Annotated in this window: 12 protein-coding genes; 4 read left to right on the forward strand and 8 right to left on the reverse strand. The window is 63.8% G+C overall.

The window, feature by feature from the left end; translation table 11 throughout:
• Positions 1 to 3: 3 nt before the first annotated feature.
• Entirely contained in the window at positions 4 to 450 is a 447-nt protein-coding gene (locus tag HV765_RS14975) for an SRPBCC family protein (protein ID WP_054422837.1), read from the forward strand.
• Between the two features lie 34 nt (positions 451 to 484).
• Here the strand turns inward: HV765_RS14975 and HV765_RS14980 are convergent, their stop codons facing one another.
• From HV765_RS14980 to HV765_RS14990, 3 genes are all read right to left on the reverse strand, one after another.
• Positions 485 to 1,735, reverse strand: coding sequence for a type II toxin-antitoxin system HipA family toxin (locus HV765_RS14980; RefSeq protein ID WP_175170172.1), 1,251 nt, complete (start codon positions 1,733 to 1,735; stop codon positions 485 to 487).
• Positions 1,728 to 1,985, reverse strand: coding sequence for a helix-turn-helix domain-containing protein (locus HV765_RS14985; protein ID WP_175170173.1), 258 nt, complete (start codon positions 1,983 to 1,985; stop codon positions 1,728 to 1,730). The genes HV765_RS14980 and HV765_RS14985 overlap by 8 nt, the downstream gene beginning before the upstream one ends.
• Before the next feature lie 143 nt (positions 1,986 to 2,128).
• Positions 2,129 to 2,713: a YceI family protein gene (locus tag HV765_RS14990; protein WP_054422838.1), complete on the reverse strand. Its 585-nt coding sequence runs from the start codon at positions 2,711 to 2,713 to the stop codon at positions 2,129 to 2,131.
• A gap of 233 nt (positions 2,714 to 2,946) precedes the next feature.
• Between HV765_RS14990 and HV765_RS14995 the strand changes: the two genes are divergently transcribed.
• The gene (locus tag HV765_RS14995; RefSeq protein WP_054422843.1) at positions 2,947 to 3,753 is read left to right on the forward strand and encodes a hypothetical protein; all 807 of its coding nucleotides are present in this window, start codon (positions 2,947 to 2,949) and stop codon (positions 3,751 to 3,753) included.
• 194 nt (positions 3,754 to 3,947) lie between these two features.
• Here the strand turns inward: HV765_RS14995 and HV765_RS15000 are convergent, their stop codons facing one another.
• The gene (locus tag HV765_RS15000; RefSeq protein WP_175170174.1) at positions 3,948 to 4,715 is read right to left on the reverse strand and encodes a class II aldolase/adducin family protein; all 768 of its coding nucleotides are present in this window, start codon (positions 4,713 to 4,715) and stop codon (positions 3,948 to 3,950) included.
• A 131-nt stretch (positions 4,716 to 4,846) separates the two neighbouring features.
• Between HV765_RS15000 and HV765_RS15005 the strand changes: the two genes are divergently transcribed.
• The gene (locus tag HV765_RS15005) at positions 4,847 to 6,613 is read left to right on the forward strand and encodes an alpha/beta hydrolase (RefSeq protein WP_175170175.1); all 1,767 of its coding nucleotides are present in this window, start codon (positions 4,847 to 4,849) and stop codon (positions 6,611 to 6,613) included.
• 39 nt (positions 6,614 to 6,652) lie between these two features.
• Here the strand turns inward: HV765_RS15005 and HV765_RS15010 are convergent, their stop codons facing one another.
• Together HV765_RS15010 and argH are read right to left on the reverse strand one after the other, a co-directional pair.
• Positions 6,653 to 7,615: a Bug family tripartite tricarboxylate transporter substrate binding protein gene (locus tag HV765_RS15010; protein WP_054422847.1), complete on the reverse strand. Its 963-nt coding sequence runs from the start codon at positions 7,613 to 7,615 to the stop codon at positions 6,653 to 6,655.
• A gap of 25 nt (positions 7,616 to 7,640) precedes the next feature.
• Positions 7,641 to 9,173, reverse strand: coding sequence for an argininosuccinate lyase (gene argH / locus HV765_RS15015; RefSeq protein ID WP_175170176.1), 1,533 nt, complete (start codon positions 9,171 to 9,173; stop codon positions 7,641 to 7,643).
• A 130-nt stretch (positions 9,174 to 9,303) separates the two neighbouring features.
• Between argH and HV765_RS15020 the strand changes: the two genes are divergently transcribed.
• Positions 9,304 to 10,194 carry a LysR substrate-binding domain-containing protein gene (locus tag HV765_RS15020; protein WP_054422851.1) on the forward strand — a complete coding sequence of 297 codons (891 nt, stop codon included), beginning with the start codon at positions 9,304 to 9,306 and terminating at the stop codon, positions 10,192 to 10,194.
• 3 nt (positions 10,195 to 10,197) lie between these two features.
• Here HV765_RS15020 and HV765_RS15025 read toward each other — a convergent pair whose 3' ends face one another.
• Both HV765_RS15025 and HV765_RS15030 read right to left on the reverse strand, forming a co-directional pair.
• On the reverse strand, positions 10,198 to 13,662 hold the full coding sequence (locus tag HV765_RS15025; protein ID WP_175170177.1) for a hybrid sensor histidine kinase/response regulator: 3,465 nt from the start codon (positions 13,660 to 13,662) through the stop codon (positions 10,198 to 10,200).
• A gap of 68 nt (positions 13,663 to 13,730) precedes the next feature.
• On the reverse strand, positions 13,731 to 16,451 hold the full coding sequence (locus HV765_RS15030; RefSeq protein WP_175170178.1) for a hybrid sensor histidine kinase/response regulator: 2,721 nt from the start codon (positions 16,449 to 16,451) through the stop codon (positions 13,731 to 13,733).
• Positions 16,452 to 16,590: the final 139 nt, after the last annotated feature.

Consider the following 16,590-nt stretch of genomic DNA (forward strand, 5'->3'; position numbering starts at 1 on the left):
ACCATGACTACCGGAACCGTAACGCTCCACCGCGTTCTGCGCGCCTCGCCCGATCGCATCTATCGCGCATTCATCGACGGCGACGCGCTGGCCAAATGGCTGCCCCCGTATGGCTTCACGTGCCAGGTCCACCACCTGGACGCCAAAGTCGGGGGCACCTACAAAATGTCGTTCAAGAATTTTGGTTCCGGCCACAGCCACCACTTTGGCGGTGAATACCTGGAACTGTCGCCGTCAGAGAAGCTGCGCTACTCCGACCGCTTCGACGACCCCAACCTGCCTGGCGAAATGATCACCACGGTGACCTTGCGCAAAGTGATGTGCGGCACGGAACTCACCGTGGTGCAGGAAGGCATCCCGGCCGCGATTCCCACCGAGATGTGCTATCTGGGCTGGCAGGAATCACTGATGCAGCTGGCGAAGCTGGTCGAGCCGGAAATTCCAGACTGAGCGGGGCGGGTGCGCTGGGGGTGCGCTGGGTGCACTACGCGTCCGGCTTTGCCACGAACACCATGGGCGCCCGCAGCGACGCGCAACCGTTGTCCCATTCGCGCTTCATCTTGGCTAGAAATTCTGCGTCGACACGGTGCGCTTCGTCCCGCAGGACTTCGTCCATGGCTGCCGCTATCCGTTCGATAACCGCTTCGGGCCGCGACACGGCGCAAGCCGTACGGCCGAATTGCAGCAAGCCCTTACGCGTCGGATATTCCTTTTTCTTGTTCATCTTCAGCGCAAGGGTGCGGTCAGACAGCGTGCGGCCAGACTGCGGGTCCTCAATTTCGTACACGCTGGTCGTGACCACGTCATACAGCGGCGCCAACGCCGCGGGCTCGGCACCCGGGTGGCGGTAGAGCAATCCAAAATTTTTCAGATGCGCATCCCCGTTGCGCACCATGACCGACAGCGTCACGTATTCAAAATATCGCGCCAGGCTTTCCATTCGATTGGCGCCGCACAACAGGCCGATCATTTCTGCGACGGTCTCGTATGAGCTCAGGTACTTCTCTTTTGCGGTCTTGCGCAACAACACGGCCATGTCTTCAAACCCAAGTTGTTCCGGGCCTTCCAGATCAAAGCGCCGCATCACAAAGAGAGAGCCATCGTCCGACAGCCAAAAATCCGGCACGCGCAGGCCGGCTTTTTTTGCCGCGCTCATGCATAGGAATTCGTTCTGCGCCAGAAAGGGATAGTCTTCGCCCGCCGCTTTCACAATCAGGTCCGACGTGAAGGTGGTGGATTTATCGACGACGGGTTTCGCATTGGCGGTGTCCGCATCCGGCATCATGACTTTCGGTTGAAACCCCGAAATGCCGGACGTGAGGTAGGTGCTGACCAGGTAATCGAAAAGTTCAACGCTTGCCCCGCTGGCCAGCAACGCCGAGAGTCCCATCGTGGGTTGAACCCGCATGGCATCCGCGCCCGGTTCTCGATAGCGCAGGCGTCCGATCTGGTTACTGCCGGTCAAGGCAAGCAAACGCATGTCGTCGAGTTGCACGTCTTTGCCAAAGCGTTCCCAGAGCTTTTCATACAGATAGCCCTCTGGCCGATTCATGGCAAAAATCGGTGGCAAGATGGTGTCGGCGTAACTCTCGGCGCGGTGCGGCATGATGAGCGAGATCTCCCGGTTTTGTTCCGGCCGCGTGTAGTTGAAGACAAAACGGGATTCCTTTTCCAGTAACCCCGACTCGCCTTGCGGCGTGCTGATTTCCAGCTGCTTTATCTTCGCGTTACTCATCGCTCATGCGCTCCACATCGTCATAGTTGATGCTTGCGGTATCAATCCGAAGACCCATGTTGAGCACGGCCAGGGCTCGCATGATCGAATGCAGGCCCACGTTTTCACCTTTCTCGATTTGCACGATCAATTGGCGTGTCAGGCCGGCTCGCTGGGCGAGCTCTGCCTGACTGAGCTGGCGCTGCTTTCGTTCGCGCTTAAAACTGGCTCCGAACTGCGCAGGAAGCACTGCGGTTGGAAAGTACGGCATCGTCGACATTCCTCGAACTGAATCCCACCATGGTGGATATACCGTACATCAAAGCCGCTTCGAAAAGTACGATAAAACAGACAAAATTTAGTTATACCTAATTTTTGTACGATATTTCGTACTTTCATGCAGACAGCCTAGGCTTACGGACGCCGTCCTGCCTCCACCTGGATCTTCAACTCCACCTCTGGCTTGAAGCCCATGTCCAAACCAAAGTTCAGGCCGAAATCCTTGCGGCTGAACTTCGTGGATACGTCCGCCCCGCACACCTCACGCTTTTCCATGGGGTGCTGGATGCATTTGAAGTCGTCGATATCCATCGTCACCTTGCGCGTGACGCCGCGCAGGGTCAGATCGCCGGTGGCTTCTTCGGGGCGGTCGCCGTCGAACTTGGTGAAGGTGCCCTTGAAGGTGGCGGTGGGGTATTTGGCGGCGTCGAAGATGTCGGGCGCGACGGCGTGCTGGTTCATTTCGTCGTGGCCGAAGTCCACGGAATTGATATCCACCGTGACGTCCACGGTGCCGGTACGCGCTTCGCGGTCCAAGACGACCACGCCTTGGGACTTGTTGAATTTGCCGCGCCAGGTGGACAGGCCGCCGAAGTGATCGGCTTCGAAACTGGGATAGGTGTGGGACGGGTCCAGGTCATACGTCACCGGGGCGGCGGCGGCGGGCAGGGTCAGCATCAGCGTGCTGGCGCCCAACAGCAGGGTCGGAATCAACTTCATCAAAGCTCCTTATGACGGGTGGATTTGGCCAGGCGCGAAACGCGCGCTGCCTAGCTCGAAACACCAACAATATCATTCAGGTTGCAGTCAGACTGCAATTGAAGTCTGACTGCATTTCTCGTTAGGCCGGCAGCCTGCAACGCCTTGTCCGAAACCCTCACCATTTTGTAAAGGCGTAACTTCGATTCACGCAATAATGCGCGCATACCTGCTCCGCAATCACGGGAACCACTATGAATAAAGTGTTTGCTTTGCTGATCGCGGCCGCGTTACCGGCAGCGGCCCTGGCGCAACCCACAGTGGAACCGCTGAAGCTCAACGCGGACAACAAGTTGTATTGCAACGCGCAAACGGATTGGTGTGTGGGGATCAACACCGAGGGCACGATGGAAACGAACGGCCCGTACGCCACGAGCCGCACGCTGCGCACCGACCGCAAAGTCTGGGACTTGCCCGACATCCCCAACTTCAAGAGCTTCACCGTCTGGCCCCATCTGATCCGGCTGAGCGAAGAGCGGGCAATTGTCGGCGTCATCGGCCCGTCGCAGCCGGACTACAACCTGGAAACGCCGTTCTCGGGCGGCAGTTTCACGCGCGAAGACCTGTATCTGTTCGAAGTGGATCTGGGCGAGTCCACAAGTTCAAACCTGGTGTTCATCATGCCGAAGTCGGCCAGCGCGTCGATCCGCGCCTGCTTTAACCAAGCCGACGAGAAAAAGCGTGCGGGCCAGTGCATGGATGCGTACCGCTACCAGGCGGAGCTTGCCGCTCTGCCTGGCACGGCGGGCGCAACGGGCAAGGAGTATCCGGACTTGCAGGTGACGACGCAGGCCACGCGCGCGCCCGCTGGCGCGAGCCGCTACGCGGATTCCACGAAGCGGCCGGCGCTGACCGCGGCACAAGCCGCGCCCGCAGCCGATACGGAATGCAGCTACACGGCAACGTACCGTTGGAACCCCGATGGCGGACTCTACGAGCCAGCCAAGCCGGTGCCAGATTGCAGCGAATTCCTGGACGTGACGCCCAAAGCGAAGCCGTAACTGGAAAAGCCGTAACTGGAAAAGCCGTAACTGGAAAAAGCCGGAACCGGGAAAGCCGTAACCGGGAAAGCCGTAACCGGGAATGCCGCAACCGGGAAGCCGAAACCGCGAAAGCCTTAACCGGAAAGCCGCAACCGCAATGCGTTATCGCAGCCATAACGGCCACCCACTACGCCCCTCGGCCACCTGCTCCCTTAGTCGGCGTAGCCCGGATTGCGGCGGTCCAGCCGGCGCAGCAAGCCCGGCCAGGCAAGCGACGCTTTATAGGCCCGGTCGGCCGGGGATTCCACGGCGGCGCGCGCCAGCACTTCCGGCGGAATGAAGATCAGCTCACCGCCACCCGCCTGCGCGCGCACCTGCGCCATGCAGGCGGCTTCCAGGCGGTGCATGGCCTGGAAGGCCTCGGCCATCGTCTGGCCCACCGTCAGCAAACCATGGTTGCGCAGGATCATGTAGTTGTTCGCACCCAGGTCATGGACCAGACGCGGTTGCTCTTCCGGGTTCAGCGCCAGGCCTTCGTAGTCGTGATAGCTGAGCGAACGCAGCGCAATGAACGCGAACTGCGACAAGGGCAACAAGCCCGCCTTCTGCGCCGACACCGCCACGCCATTGATGGAATGCGTGTGCAGCACGCACATCGCGTCCTTGCGGGCTGCGTGGATACAGCTGTGAATGGTGAAGCCGGCCGGGTTGATGTTGTATTCCGACTCCATCACCTTGTTGCCGTGCAGGTCGATCTTGACCAGGCTGGACGCCGTGATCTCGTCGAACATCATGCCGTACGGGTTGATCAGGAAATGTTCGGTGCCCGGCACTTTGGCGGTGATGTGCGTGAAGATCAAATCGTCCCATCCGAACAGCGCCACCAGCCGGTACAAGGCCGCCAAATCCGTGCGCACCTGCCATTCGGTTGCGCTGACCTGTTCACGCACGCTGCCGCCCTGCTTGCTTACCGTATCCATTCCCGTCTCCTGTTATTGATGTCGTCCCGCAACGACCGCGCCACGGGACCCGTTTCGCACTTTATTCTTTTTGACGCAAGCAGGTGCAAGGGGGCAATCCGCCGTCCACCTGATGAAAATCCGGGGCGCCCATGCGAGAATCCCCCTCGGAACCCACGGATCAGGACGCCCCATTGACGCAGCATCCGCATCGCCTTCCCGCCTTTTTCCGGTCGCACCTGGAATCGCTATCCGGCGTCGGCCTGCTGCTGGGCACCTTGTTCTTCGCCGCGTCGCTCACGCCTACGCTCGTGCCGCGCACCTATCTCACGCAGGGCGTGCTGGCTGGCGCGTGTCTTGCCGCCGGCTATGGGCTGGGCGTGCTGTGGCACTGGCTATGGGCCTATCTGGAACTGCCCGAGCCCCGCGCCCGCGCGGCGCGCATCGTCAACGCCGTCATCACCGTGGTTTGCCTGTCGGTGCTGGCGCTGTTCCTGTGGCGCGCGGCCGATTGGCAAAACACCATACGCGCGCTGATGCAGATGGAGCCCGTGACCAGCGCCCATCCCTTCAAGGTTTGCGCGACAGCATTGATCACGTTTACCGCGCTGCTGGCGCTGGGCCGGCTATTCAAATTGCTGGCGCGCTTTGTGGCCAGACACGTACGCCGCGTTGTGCCGCGGCGCGTCGCCAATGTGACGGGCGCGGCCATCGCCGTCCTGATCTTCTGGTCGCTGGCCAACAATGTGTTTTTCCGCGCCGCGCTGCATGTGCTGGACGCGTCGTTTCGCGAATACGACGCGCTGCTGGAGCCGGAACGCCCCCAGCCGTCGGACGGCGCCAAGACAGGCGGACCCGGCTCGTTGATTGCCTGGAATGAATTGGGGCGCGCCGGCCGGGAATTCATTGCGTCCGGCCCCAACGCCAGCGAGATTCGCGCGCAGACCGGTCGCGACGCGCAAGAACCCATCCGCGTGTACGTGGGCCTGCGCGGCGCCGATACGCCCCAGGCGCGGGCGGCTCTGGCGCTTGAAGAGATGAAGCGCGTGGGCGCATTCAAGCGGTCCACGCTGCTGGTCGTCACGCCCACCGGCACGGGCTGGATCGATCCAGCCGCCATGGATTCCGTGGAATATCTGCTGCATGGCGATGTCGCAAGCGTGGCCTTGCAGTACTCGTACCTCTCCAGCCCGCTGTCCTTGCTGGCCCAACCCGAATACGGATCGGAAGCCGCGCGTGCGCTGTTCAGTGCTGTGTACGGGTATTGGACCACCCTGCCCCACGACCAGCGGCCCAAGCTGTATCTGCATGGCTTGAGCCTGGGCGCAATGAATTCCGCGCGCTCGGCGGAGCTCTTTGAAATGATCGGCGACCCCATCCATGGCGCGCTCTGGAGCGGCCCGCCCTTTGAAAGCCGCATCTGGCGCGCAATTACCGACGCCCGCAACCCGGACTCCCCGGCCTGGCGGCCTGAACTGCGCGACGGCAGCTTCGTGCGCTTCATGAATCAACAGGGGTCGCCCGTGCCTGCTGATGCGCCCTGGGGGCCGATGCGCATCGTATTCCTGCAATATGCCAGCGACGCCGTGACCTTCTTCGACTATCGCGACCTGTACCGCCGCCCCGCCTGGATGGACCCGCCTTATGGGCCGGATGTGTCGCCCGAGCTGCGCTGGGTGCCGGTCGTGACGATGTTGCAGCTGGCGCTGGATATGTCCGTCAGCACCGAGACGCCCATTGGTTATGGCCACGTCTACGCGCCGCAACACTATGTGGACGCGTGGCTGGCCGTGACGGGCGCGCCGGGTTGGACGCCCGGCGCGCTGGACAGCCTGAAGCAACATTTGGCCGAACGCATGCGCGCGGCGATGGGGGATGCAGACGGCAAGGAAGGCGCGTACGAGAATCGGGGCGGATGACAGGCAGCCAAGCATGCCCGCCCCCGCCCCCGGGGCAGTTCAGTTCGTTTGCACGTTCGCGCCGTCGATGATCTGTTTCCAGCGCACCGTTTCTTCATCAGACAACTTGGCCAGGTCTTGCCGGGTGCCGGCAAACGGCACGGCGCCCTGTTCGGCCAGGTGCGCAACCATCGACGGGTCTTTGGCCAGTGCAATCACCGTTTCCTGCAACTTGCGCACCACGTCGTCGGGCGTGCCGGCGGGCGCCATGACGCCGTACCACGACTCCACCACCGCATCCTTCACCCCCGCTTCCGCCAAGGTCGGCACATCTGGAATGGCGGCGCTGCGGTGTTCACTCGCCACCGCCAACACGCGGACCTTGCCGGGCTTGATGTAAGGCAACACGTTCGGCAGATTCGCGAACAGCACCTGCACCTGCCCCGACAGCAAGTCTGCCGTGGCCGGCCCCGCGCCGCGATACGGCACGTGCTCGAACTTCGCGCCCGAGCGGTACATGAACAATTCGCCCGTCAGATGATTGACGGACCCCATGCCGGCCGACGCCATGTTCAGCTTGCCGGGGTGCTGCTTGGCATACTCGACCAGCTCGGCCACGGTCTTTGCCGGCGTGTCGGCCGACACGGCCAGCACATTAGGCACGGTGGAAAACAACGCCACCGGCGCAAAGTCCTTGTTGGCGTCGTAAGGCAGGTTCTTAGTCAACAGCGGCTGAATGGATTGCTGCCCCATCGTCGCCAACAACAGCGTGTACCCGTCGGCCGGCGCTTTGGCGACGAAGTTCGCGCCGATGCTGCCGCCGCCGCCCGGCTTGTTTTCCACAATGACCGGCTGGCCCAGCGATTCCGACATCCGGTTGGCCAGCAAGCGCCCCATCAGGTTCACCGTCCCGCCCGGCGCGAAGGGCACAACGAGCGTTATCGGTTTGACGGGATACGTCTGGGCATGCGCGCCCAGGCTGATCCCCATGGCTGCGGCAAACGCCGCGACGGTCTTGAGCATTGATTTCCCCTTGATGATGGGCCAGTCAGGCTTCCTGAACGGAACGCTCCGCTGGCTTAGATGACACAAGCTTACCCACGCGCCGCTGCAGCAAGGCTTGCGCGTTGGCCACACGCTGAACCCCCGCGCCGATGATGCCGCGATACTGATCCAGCAAACCCTTTTGCTCGGCGATGTGCGCGCGCACCCGGCCCGGCGCCGGCCCGCCCAGCGATTCCCGCGCGGCCACATTTCGCACGGGGTCCAGGCACGCGGCGATATCGTCTTCGTGCAGCGCAACTGGGCGGCCCAGTTGTTCAGCCGCAGCGGTATTGATCATTGCAGGCGTGATGTGCTTGGCCGGGATGCCGGCCTCCAGAGCCTGCCGCACCACGGCGCCGATGATGTGATGCGCATCGCGAAACGACGCGTCGGCCTTGCGCACCAGCAGGTCGGCCAGGTCCGTCACCGTAGAAAAATCGTCAGCCGCACGGGCCGCCATGCGCGTGCGGTTCGGCTCCACCTTTTCCACCAGCAACTGAATCAGCGCCAGGGCTTTCAAGGATTCGTCGCAGGCCTCCCAGCACGTGCGCGTGCTCTCCCGGCTGCTGTCGCCCGAGTGCGTGAAGTGCGTGGACTTCACCGTCGAGAACGCCGCGGTGGTCAAACCAATCACATGGCCCGTCTTGCCGCGCAGGTACTCCAGCACCGCCGGGTTTTTCTTCTGCGGCATGATGCTGGAGGTGCTGGCGATGCTGTCGGGAAAGCTCAGGTACCCGAACTCGGGCGTGGACCAGATATAAAAGTCCTGCACCATACGGCTGCTGGTGATCATCATGATCGACAGCGCGGCGCTTAGTTCCAATGCGAAATCGCGTGACGCCACGCCGTCCAGCGCATTGGCCAAGGGCTGCGTAAAGCCCAGCATCGCGCTGGTCGCGTCGCGGTTGATCGGGAACGACGTGCCCGCCAGCGCACACGCGCCCAACGGCGAGGCATCTGCGGTGTCCAAAGCGTGCAGCAAGCGCGCGACATCCCGTGACCAGGCATCGACAAGCGCCGACAGGTAGTAGCCATACGTGATCGGCTGCGCCGCCTGCATATGGGTGTAGCCGGGCATCACGCAGTCGGCATATTGCTCGGCCCGCGCCAATGCCGCATCGGCCACGCCGATCAGCGCCGTCGCGATCCGCGTCGCAAAATCCCGCGCACGGATGCGGTCGATGGTGGCGCCGATATCGTTGCGGCTGCGCGCCGTGTGCAACCGTCCGCCCAGCGCTTGCCCCACCAGCTTGATCAGGTGCGCTTCGTAGTTGAAGTAGGCTTCTTCGCGCGCCGGGTCCAGCTCGATGCCGTCCGGCCCATCCGCCTGCATCTTGAGCAGGGCGCGGGCCAGCTCAACCGACGCGTCGTGATCCAGAATGCCTTGCTCGTGCAGCATCACCAGATGCGCAAGATTGATCTGGTTCAGCATCTCGAAATTGGCGAAGAACTCGCGATTCAAGCGCGGAAGAAAAATGTACTGAAGCACTTCCGGGGCGAGCGGTTGCTTCAAGCGGCTGCTGACTTTGGATTCCATTTTCGCGTCGGTCTGAGCATGTAAAACCGTAGTCTCCGCCCGCGCCAATTCATGCGTCAAATCAGATTTTCATAGCTTCGAATACAGAATTGATATGATTTGATCTCAGCATATTTGCGAGCATCCGCCCATGAATTTCAAGCAGATTGAAGCGTTCCGCGCCGTCATGATGACGCGGTCCATGACCACGGCGGCCGGGCTGATGCATACGTCACAGCCCAACATCAGCCGCTGGATCGCGCTGCTTGAGGCGACGCTGGGCTTTGTGCTGTTCAAACGCGTCGGCACGCGGCTGATCCCCACGCCCGAAGCCGATGCGTTCTACACCGACGTGGAACGCGCCTTCATCGGCCTGGAATCGCTGAATGACAGCGCCAACTCGATCCGCCGGCGTGGCACCGGCCTGCTGCGGGTGGGAGCGGTCGGGTCCATCACGCAATGCGTCCTGCCCGACGCCATCCGCTTGTTTCGCGACACGTTCCCCGACGTCTCCGTCGTGGTCAACACAGGCGGCTCCGACGTCGTCGCCAAATGGATGGCCACGGGGTTTTGCGACATCGGATTCTGTTCCATCCAGACCGACGTGCCAGGCTTGCAATACGACCGGATCAATACCGCGTACGGCGTGGGTATCGTGACGCGCACGCACCGGCTGGCGCGCAAGAAGCGGTTGAGCCCCGCCGACTTCACTGGCGAGAACTTCATCTGCTTGCCCTCCGGCAGCTTCAACCGCGCCGCGATTGACCGGCATTTTTCCGACGACGCCAGAATCCTATCCATCGAAACGCCCTACGCCACCACCATCTGCACCATGGTGGGCAAGGGCCTGGGGGTGTCGATCGTGAATCCCGTGGTGTCACGCGCGTTGAGCCTGCCTGACTTACGCGAGATTCCGTTTTCCGAAAAAATCGAATTTCATAGCTACGCGGTCAGCTCAGACCATTTCCCTGTCAGCAGCCCTGCCCAGCAAATGGAAGCGTGCGTGCGGGACGTGTTCAAAGCACTGAGCGCCAGCGCATGACGCTCACCCAGCACGGCTGCCGCCGCGGTCGTGCAGGCCTGCGCGCAAAGTCTTGGCCAGCTCGGCGACGCTTGCCGCATTGACGCTGCCATCAGGGGTTTCCAACCGAGCGATGATCTGGTCGGCCACGTTGATCAAATGCAGCGGCTCTTGCAACACCACCGCCAGCAGCGCATCGCCCAACGCATGGATTTCGGCTTCGCACGCGCGCACGCCCTGCGCGGAAATCGACTGCGCGAGCGCCGCGCCACGTGCTGCGATGTCGTTCAAGCCGAACACCGCGCACGCGCCGCCCAGAGAGTGCAGTTCCGCCAGCAATCGGGGGCCATCTTCCGCGCGCAGCCCGTCCTGCAAGGCCTGCACCGCATCGCGGCAAGACTGCACGAACACCTGCCAGGTGGCGTCCGCCACGGGGCGGCCGCCCAACAGGCCACTGCCGGCCAACGCGTCGCGGCGCAATGGCGGCAGACCCGCGACCTCTGACAACGCCAAGCCCAGGTCGGCCAGCGACAGCGGCTTGCCCAGCACCCGCGCCATGCCGGCGCGCTCGCCCGCTTCGCGCTCTTGCGGCGTCACATTGGCGGTAGCGGCCATCACCGGCATCGCGGGCCAGCGCTGACGCACCTGCCGCGCCAGCGCAAAGCCGTCTTGCCCCGGCATGGCCAAGTCTGTCAGCAACACATCGAACGTGTCCTGCTCCAGGCACGCCAAGGCCTGCTCGGCATCGGGCACGGCGGTAGCGTCGCAGCCCAACAGGGCCAGCTGCTCTTCAAACAGCTTGCGGTTCACGACGTTGTCTTCGGCCACCAGCACACGCAGACGCTTGCCCAGCACCATGCCGTCCACCGCCTGCGCGGCCAAGGCGCGGCCTTGCAAGGCATATTGCAAACCGCTCGCCAGCCCGTGCAGGCCGTACACCGACGCGCTGATCACGCGTCCGGAGGCCACCGGCTGGGCCGGCCCGTCTTCGCTGCAATCGACCACCCATGACGCGTCCTCCACCAAGCGATTCTCGTCGCTGGGATGCCAGGTCTTGCGATCGCCCCAGAACACGAGCGCGCTGGCGTCTTCGACTGACTCTTGCGCAATCAAGGCCGGATGCGCGTAGCTCGTCACGTCCACGCCCCACGCTTGCAAGATGCTGCTCAGCCGCGTGCGCTCGGCCTGCATTGCCGCCACTAGCAGCACGGGTTCGCCATCGAAGCGCGGACGCTCGCTGGCCATGGATGCGCCAGCGTGCAGCGGCAAGCGCAACGTGAAACGGCTGCCCACGCCGGGTTGGCTTTGCACCGTCAGCGTGCCGCCCATGGCCTGGGCCAGCCGCTGGCACAACGCCAGGCCCAAACCGGTGCCCCCGAAGCGCCGGGTGATCGTCGCATCCGCCTGTGTGAAATCCTGGAACAGGGCCGGCAATTGATCCGCGCTGATGCCGATACCCGTATCCTCGACCTCGATCAGCACCTGTGACGCCGCCTCATCGCGCGACAAGCGCAGCGTCACCTGCCCCGTCTCGGTGAACTTGATCGCGTTGGACAACAGGTTGTTCATCACCTGCCCCAGCCGCGCGGGGTCCCCTCGCAGGGGCCAGGTCAGGGTATCGCCCAGCTCACCCGCCAGCGCCAGCTTCTTGGCGCGCGCCACGGGGGCAAACATCATCAAGGTCTGCGAAGCCAGCTCCAGCACATCGAACTCCTGGTCTTCCAGCTGAAGCTCACCGGCCTCGATCTTGGAAAAATCCAGCACGTCGCTAACCACCGCCAACAGGCCATCAGACGCATTGCGGATGGTGTTCAAGCGGTCGCGCTGCAATTCGTCCAGGGGCGAGTAGGCCAGCAATTCCAGGTTGCCCAGCACCGCGTTGAGCGGCGTGCGGATCTCGTGGCTCATGGCGGCCAGGAAGGCGGACTTGGCGGCATTGGCGGAGTCCGCCGCCTGCCGGGCGTTGCGCAGCTCTTGCTCCAGCTGCTTGTCGGCCGTCACGTCGGTAAACGCCGTCACCAGCACGTCTTCGTCCTGATAGCGCGCACGGACCATGCTCACCGACAAATCCAGCCGCTGCCCGTCGCGCGTGGAAAACGTCAGGTCATCTTCGAAAACCGCCGCGCCGCCCGATTGCGGCGGGGCCAGTTTTTCCTGCTGCAGAAAGTGCCGCGACAAGGCGTAGGAAAGGCCCGGTCCGTCCACCACCACACGGCTGTTCGTGGCAATCATCGACGGGCTGCGCAGCAGCGGCTGCCCCGTATTCGCCGTGATCAGGCCCAGCCCGACGGGCGCGGTTTCCACCAGCGTCCGGCTCAATTGCTCGCTATCGAACACGCGTTGCGACTGCCGCACTGCCGGCACGAACACGCGCCACTTCACCAACAGCAGCAGCGCCCACGTCAGCGCGATGATGACGGCCGACGTCAGCGCAGCCAGGATGATCTGCGTGCGCACCCCCGTCACAATGTCGCGCCATGACTGCGCGTGCACCAGCGTCCACCCGGTCGGCAACAAGGGCCAGCCGGATAACACGTGCCCTTCCAGAAACACGTTGCGCGACGGCTTGTCCAGCCCCGCGGCCTGCGCCTGGCGCGCCAAGGGCAGCAACGCGGTGGACGCCGCATCCGGGCACGCGACGACCAAGGAGCCGTCCGGCGCCAGCACCAGGCACGCGCCTGCAAAACTGGTCTCGGGCAAGTGTTCGGCCAGCGCGCTCAGCGGCATTTCGTACACCAGGGTGCCAAACGGCGTACCGGCCGCACTGCGCAATTCCGTCGCGATGCGCACGGCTTGCTTGCCGGTCAGCGGACTCTCGTAGGGCGTCAGCCAACGGAACCGGGGGGTGCCGGTGGCGGGGTCGCGCCAACCGCCTTCGGGCGGTGCAATGCCTGCGCCGTCAGCAGACGTCAGCGCCGCAAAGAGGGCGGGCCGCTCGGCCGCTACCTTGTCCTGCCACGCGCTGCCGCCCCACGGCAGGACGGACAGGACCAGCGTTTGACGATCGGGGCTGAACAAGTAGACGGTCAGATCGCCCGCGTTACGCGCGGCGATTCTTGCGGTGGTAGCGGCCATTCTGCGCGCCAGCCGCACGTAGCGCCACGCATCAGTGGCGCTGGCGGATGCATCGCTGCGCAACACGAGCAACGGCGGCCCATCCGCATCCGGCTGCACGCGCAGCAGCCCATCGGGTCCGAAGGGCGCCTCGCGATCCTGCTTTTCGGCGTCCGCGGTGCTCCAGGCCTCCTCCATGTTTTGGACGTTGTTGCGCAACGTGCCGACGGCGCGCGTCGTGAAATCCATGGATCGGCGCATGTCGATCGACACTTCTTCCTTCATGCGCGCCAGATAGGCATTGACCGAGGCCGCCACATCCATCAGGCCGGCCGCTAGCACCACTATCGTGACGACCGCCCCGCCCCCCATGACCAGCAAGTGCTGATAGCGGCGCAAACGGGCCAAAACACTGCTTTGCTCGGGAGTCGTCATGAGTCGGGGATGCCGGGAGGGCGCTGACGCCATGATGGGCGTAGCGCCGATTATGACGTGACGCCCCCCTATGGGGAAGAGGCGCGCGCCAGCCCGGCCGCAAGCGCGTCCAGCAGTCCCTCTGCCCTATCCAGCCCACGGCCCGTCTTCAGACAGGTTTCGGCATCCGCCGTCAGCCGGCTCAACCCGGGTTCGCCGAAGACATCCAGCATGCCGCGCAGCTTGTGCAGCTCCGCCAACAGTTGCGGGATATTCCCCGCCTGCCTGCCCTGGCCGATTTCCGCTAGCGCCGATTCGCAGGCCAGCCGGAACGTGCGCTTCAAGTCCTCACTCATGGCGCGGCCGCCCAGGAAGCTGCGCGGCTGATCCACCTCCAGACGCCGCGTCCGCACGCCGGTGACATCGGACAGCGCTTGCGCCAGCTCGCCCAGCGGCAAGGGCTTGCCCAGCACCAGCGCCACGCCCGCCTGCTGGCAACGCACCCGCTCAAGCGGCGTCATGTGGGCACTGGCCGCCACGACCGGCATGGCCGGCCAGCGCGCACGCGCGGCCTGGGCCAACGCATAGCCATCCATCTCTGGCATGGCCAGATCGGTCAGCAACACATCAAACGGCGCCTGCTCCAGGCATGCCAGCGCCTGCACGCCATTTTCGACTGCCGTCGGCTCGCAGCCCAACACGCGCAGCTGCTCCTCGAACAAGCGCTGGTTCACCGGATTGTCCTCGGCGACCAGCACGTTCAGCCGCCGCGCAAGCACCGGCCGCCGCACATCCGGCGCGCTGAGCGGCGTGCCGTGCAAGGCATGGCCCAAGCTGCTTGCCAGCCCCGTCAAGCCGACCATCGACACACTCAGCACGCGGCCCATCGCCACGGGGTCCGTCGGCCCGTCTTCACCGCAATCAATCACCCACGGCGCTTCCTCGACCAGCCGATTCTCGTCCTCGACCTGCCACGCATGCCGCTCGCCCCACAGCACCACCGCCGCGAATTCGCCCGAGCCATCCGGTGTCAGCGCCGCCGGATGCGCATAGGTCTCGACGCGCAGGCCCCATGCCTGAAGGCTGCGGCCCACATAAGCTCGCGCCGATGCGCACGCGGCCAGCAGCGCAATGCGCTCGCCCGCAAAGCGCGGCATCTGCCGGGCCTGTTCGCAGTCGCCCAACGGCAAGCGCAACGTAAACCGGCTGCCTCGCCCCGCTTCGCTTTGCACCGACAAGGCGCCGCCCATGGCCTGCGCCAACCTGGAACACAGCGCCAGGCCCAGGCCGGTGCCGCCGAAGCGGCGGTTGATCGTCGGATCGGCCTGGCTGAACGCGCGGAACAATCGGGACAACTGCTCGGCCGACATGCCGATGCCCGTATCCTCCACGGTCATGACGAGCGACGCCTGCGCCTCGTCGATGGTCAAGGACAGCGCCACGCCCCCCTGCTCCGTGAACTTGACCGCATTGGACAGCAGATTGTTGATGATCTGCCCCAGCCGCGTCGGGTCTCCCCGCATGGGCAAGGTCACGGTGTCGCCCAGTTGGCCCGTCAAGATCAGCCCCTTGCCGCGCGCGGTGGGCGTGAACATCCGCAACGCCTGCGCGGCCACTTCCAGCACGTCGAATTCAATCGACTCCAGCCGCAGCTCCCCCGCCTCGATCTTCGAGAAATCCAGCACATCGCTGACGATGGCCAACAAGCCGTCAGACGCCGACCGTATCGTGCGCAGCCGGTCGCGCTGCGGGGCATCCAGCGCCGAATGCGACAGCAGTTCCAGATTGCCCAGAATGGCGTTCAGCGGGGTGCGGATTTCATGGGTCATCGCCGCCAGAAAAGCGGACTTCGCCGCATTGGCCCGATCCGACGCCTGCCGCGCCTTGCGCAGCTGCTGCTCAACCCGGCTTTTCGCCGTGACGTCCGTGAACGCCGTGACCAGCACGTTCTTTCCCTGATAACGCGCCCGCACCATGCTGACCGACAAGTCCAGGCCGATACGGTCCTGCGTCTGGAATTGAAGGTCTTCGTTGAACGTTCCTTGCCGCCAGCTCACGTCACCGCGCGCCACATGCGCCTGGTGCAATTGAATGCACGCATCGGGCAGCGCGTCCTCGCCCGGCGCGATACGCGCGGCGATCTCCGCCATGGCCGGGCTGCACAGCAGCGCCTTGCCGGTATCCAACGAGATCAGCCCCAGCCCGACCGGCGCGGTATCGATCAGCGTGCGGCTGAGTTTTTCCCCTTCGTACACGCGCCGGGACCATTCCAGCAGCGGACGAAACACTCGCAGCTTCAACGAAATCAATAGCAGCCACATCATGCCCAGCGTCGGCAAGGTCAGCATCACATCCACGAATACATCTTCGCTGGCGGCGGCTGCAATGCTGCTGCCGGCATAGGCGAACACCAGCACGTGCTTGTCGTCCAGCCCTTGCGACAAGATAAACAGCCCTTCGTCATGCCAGTCCTGCTGGTGCTCGATACCGACGGCAGCCACACGCCGCAGCGTTTCACGCGTGGGCGCCTGCCCGCCATCGCAGCAGTCGCCGACCCATTCGGTGACCTCGCCGTTTTCATCGACGATCATCGCAATGCCCTGCATGCCCGTGATCCTGGCCGGGTCGATCAGCGCCCGGTGCCCATGCTCCATCACCATGGCGTGGCCCAGCGCGAACGCGCGGCGTTGCGCCTCAACATGCGCATTGATGCCCGTGCGTACGCCCATGCCAAGAATCATCAATGCAATCAACGTGCTTGCCAGGCCTCCACCGAACAGCAAACGTCGCTGATACCGGCGAAGGTTCATCAAGGTTTTAAGGTTGCTGTCGGAGGACACGCTTGCGCCACAGGCCCTGTCGGGTCCCGTCCTATGTAAAGTCAAAGATTATGTGATGCCGCGTCCCAATAACGCGGCGTTGCGGGCAAGTTCCGTACGGGTCCGACAC

Origin of the sequence: Achromobacter kerstersii (assembly GCF_902859595.1) — a bacterium.
Lineage (GTDB): Bacteria > Pseudomonadota > Gammaproteobacteria > Burkholderiales > Burkholderiaceae_B > Achromobacter > Achromobacter kerstersii.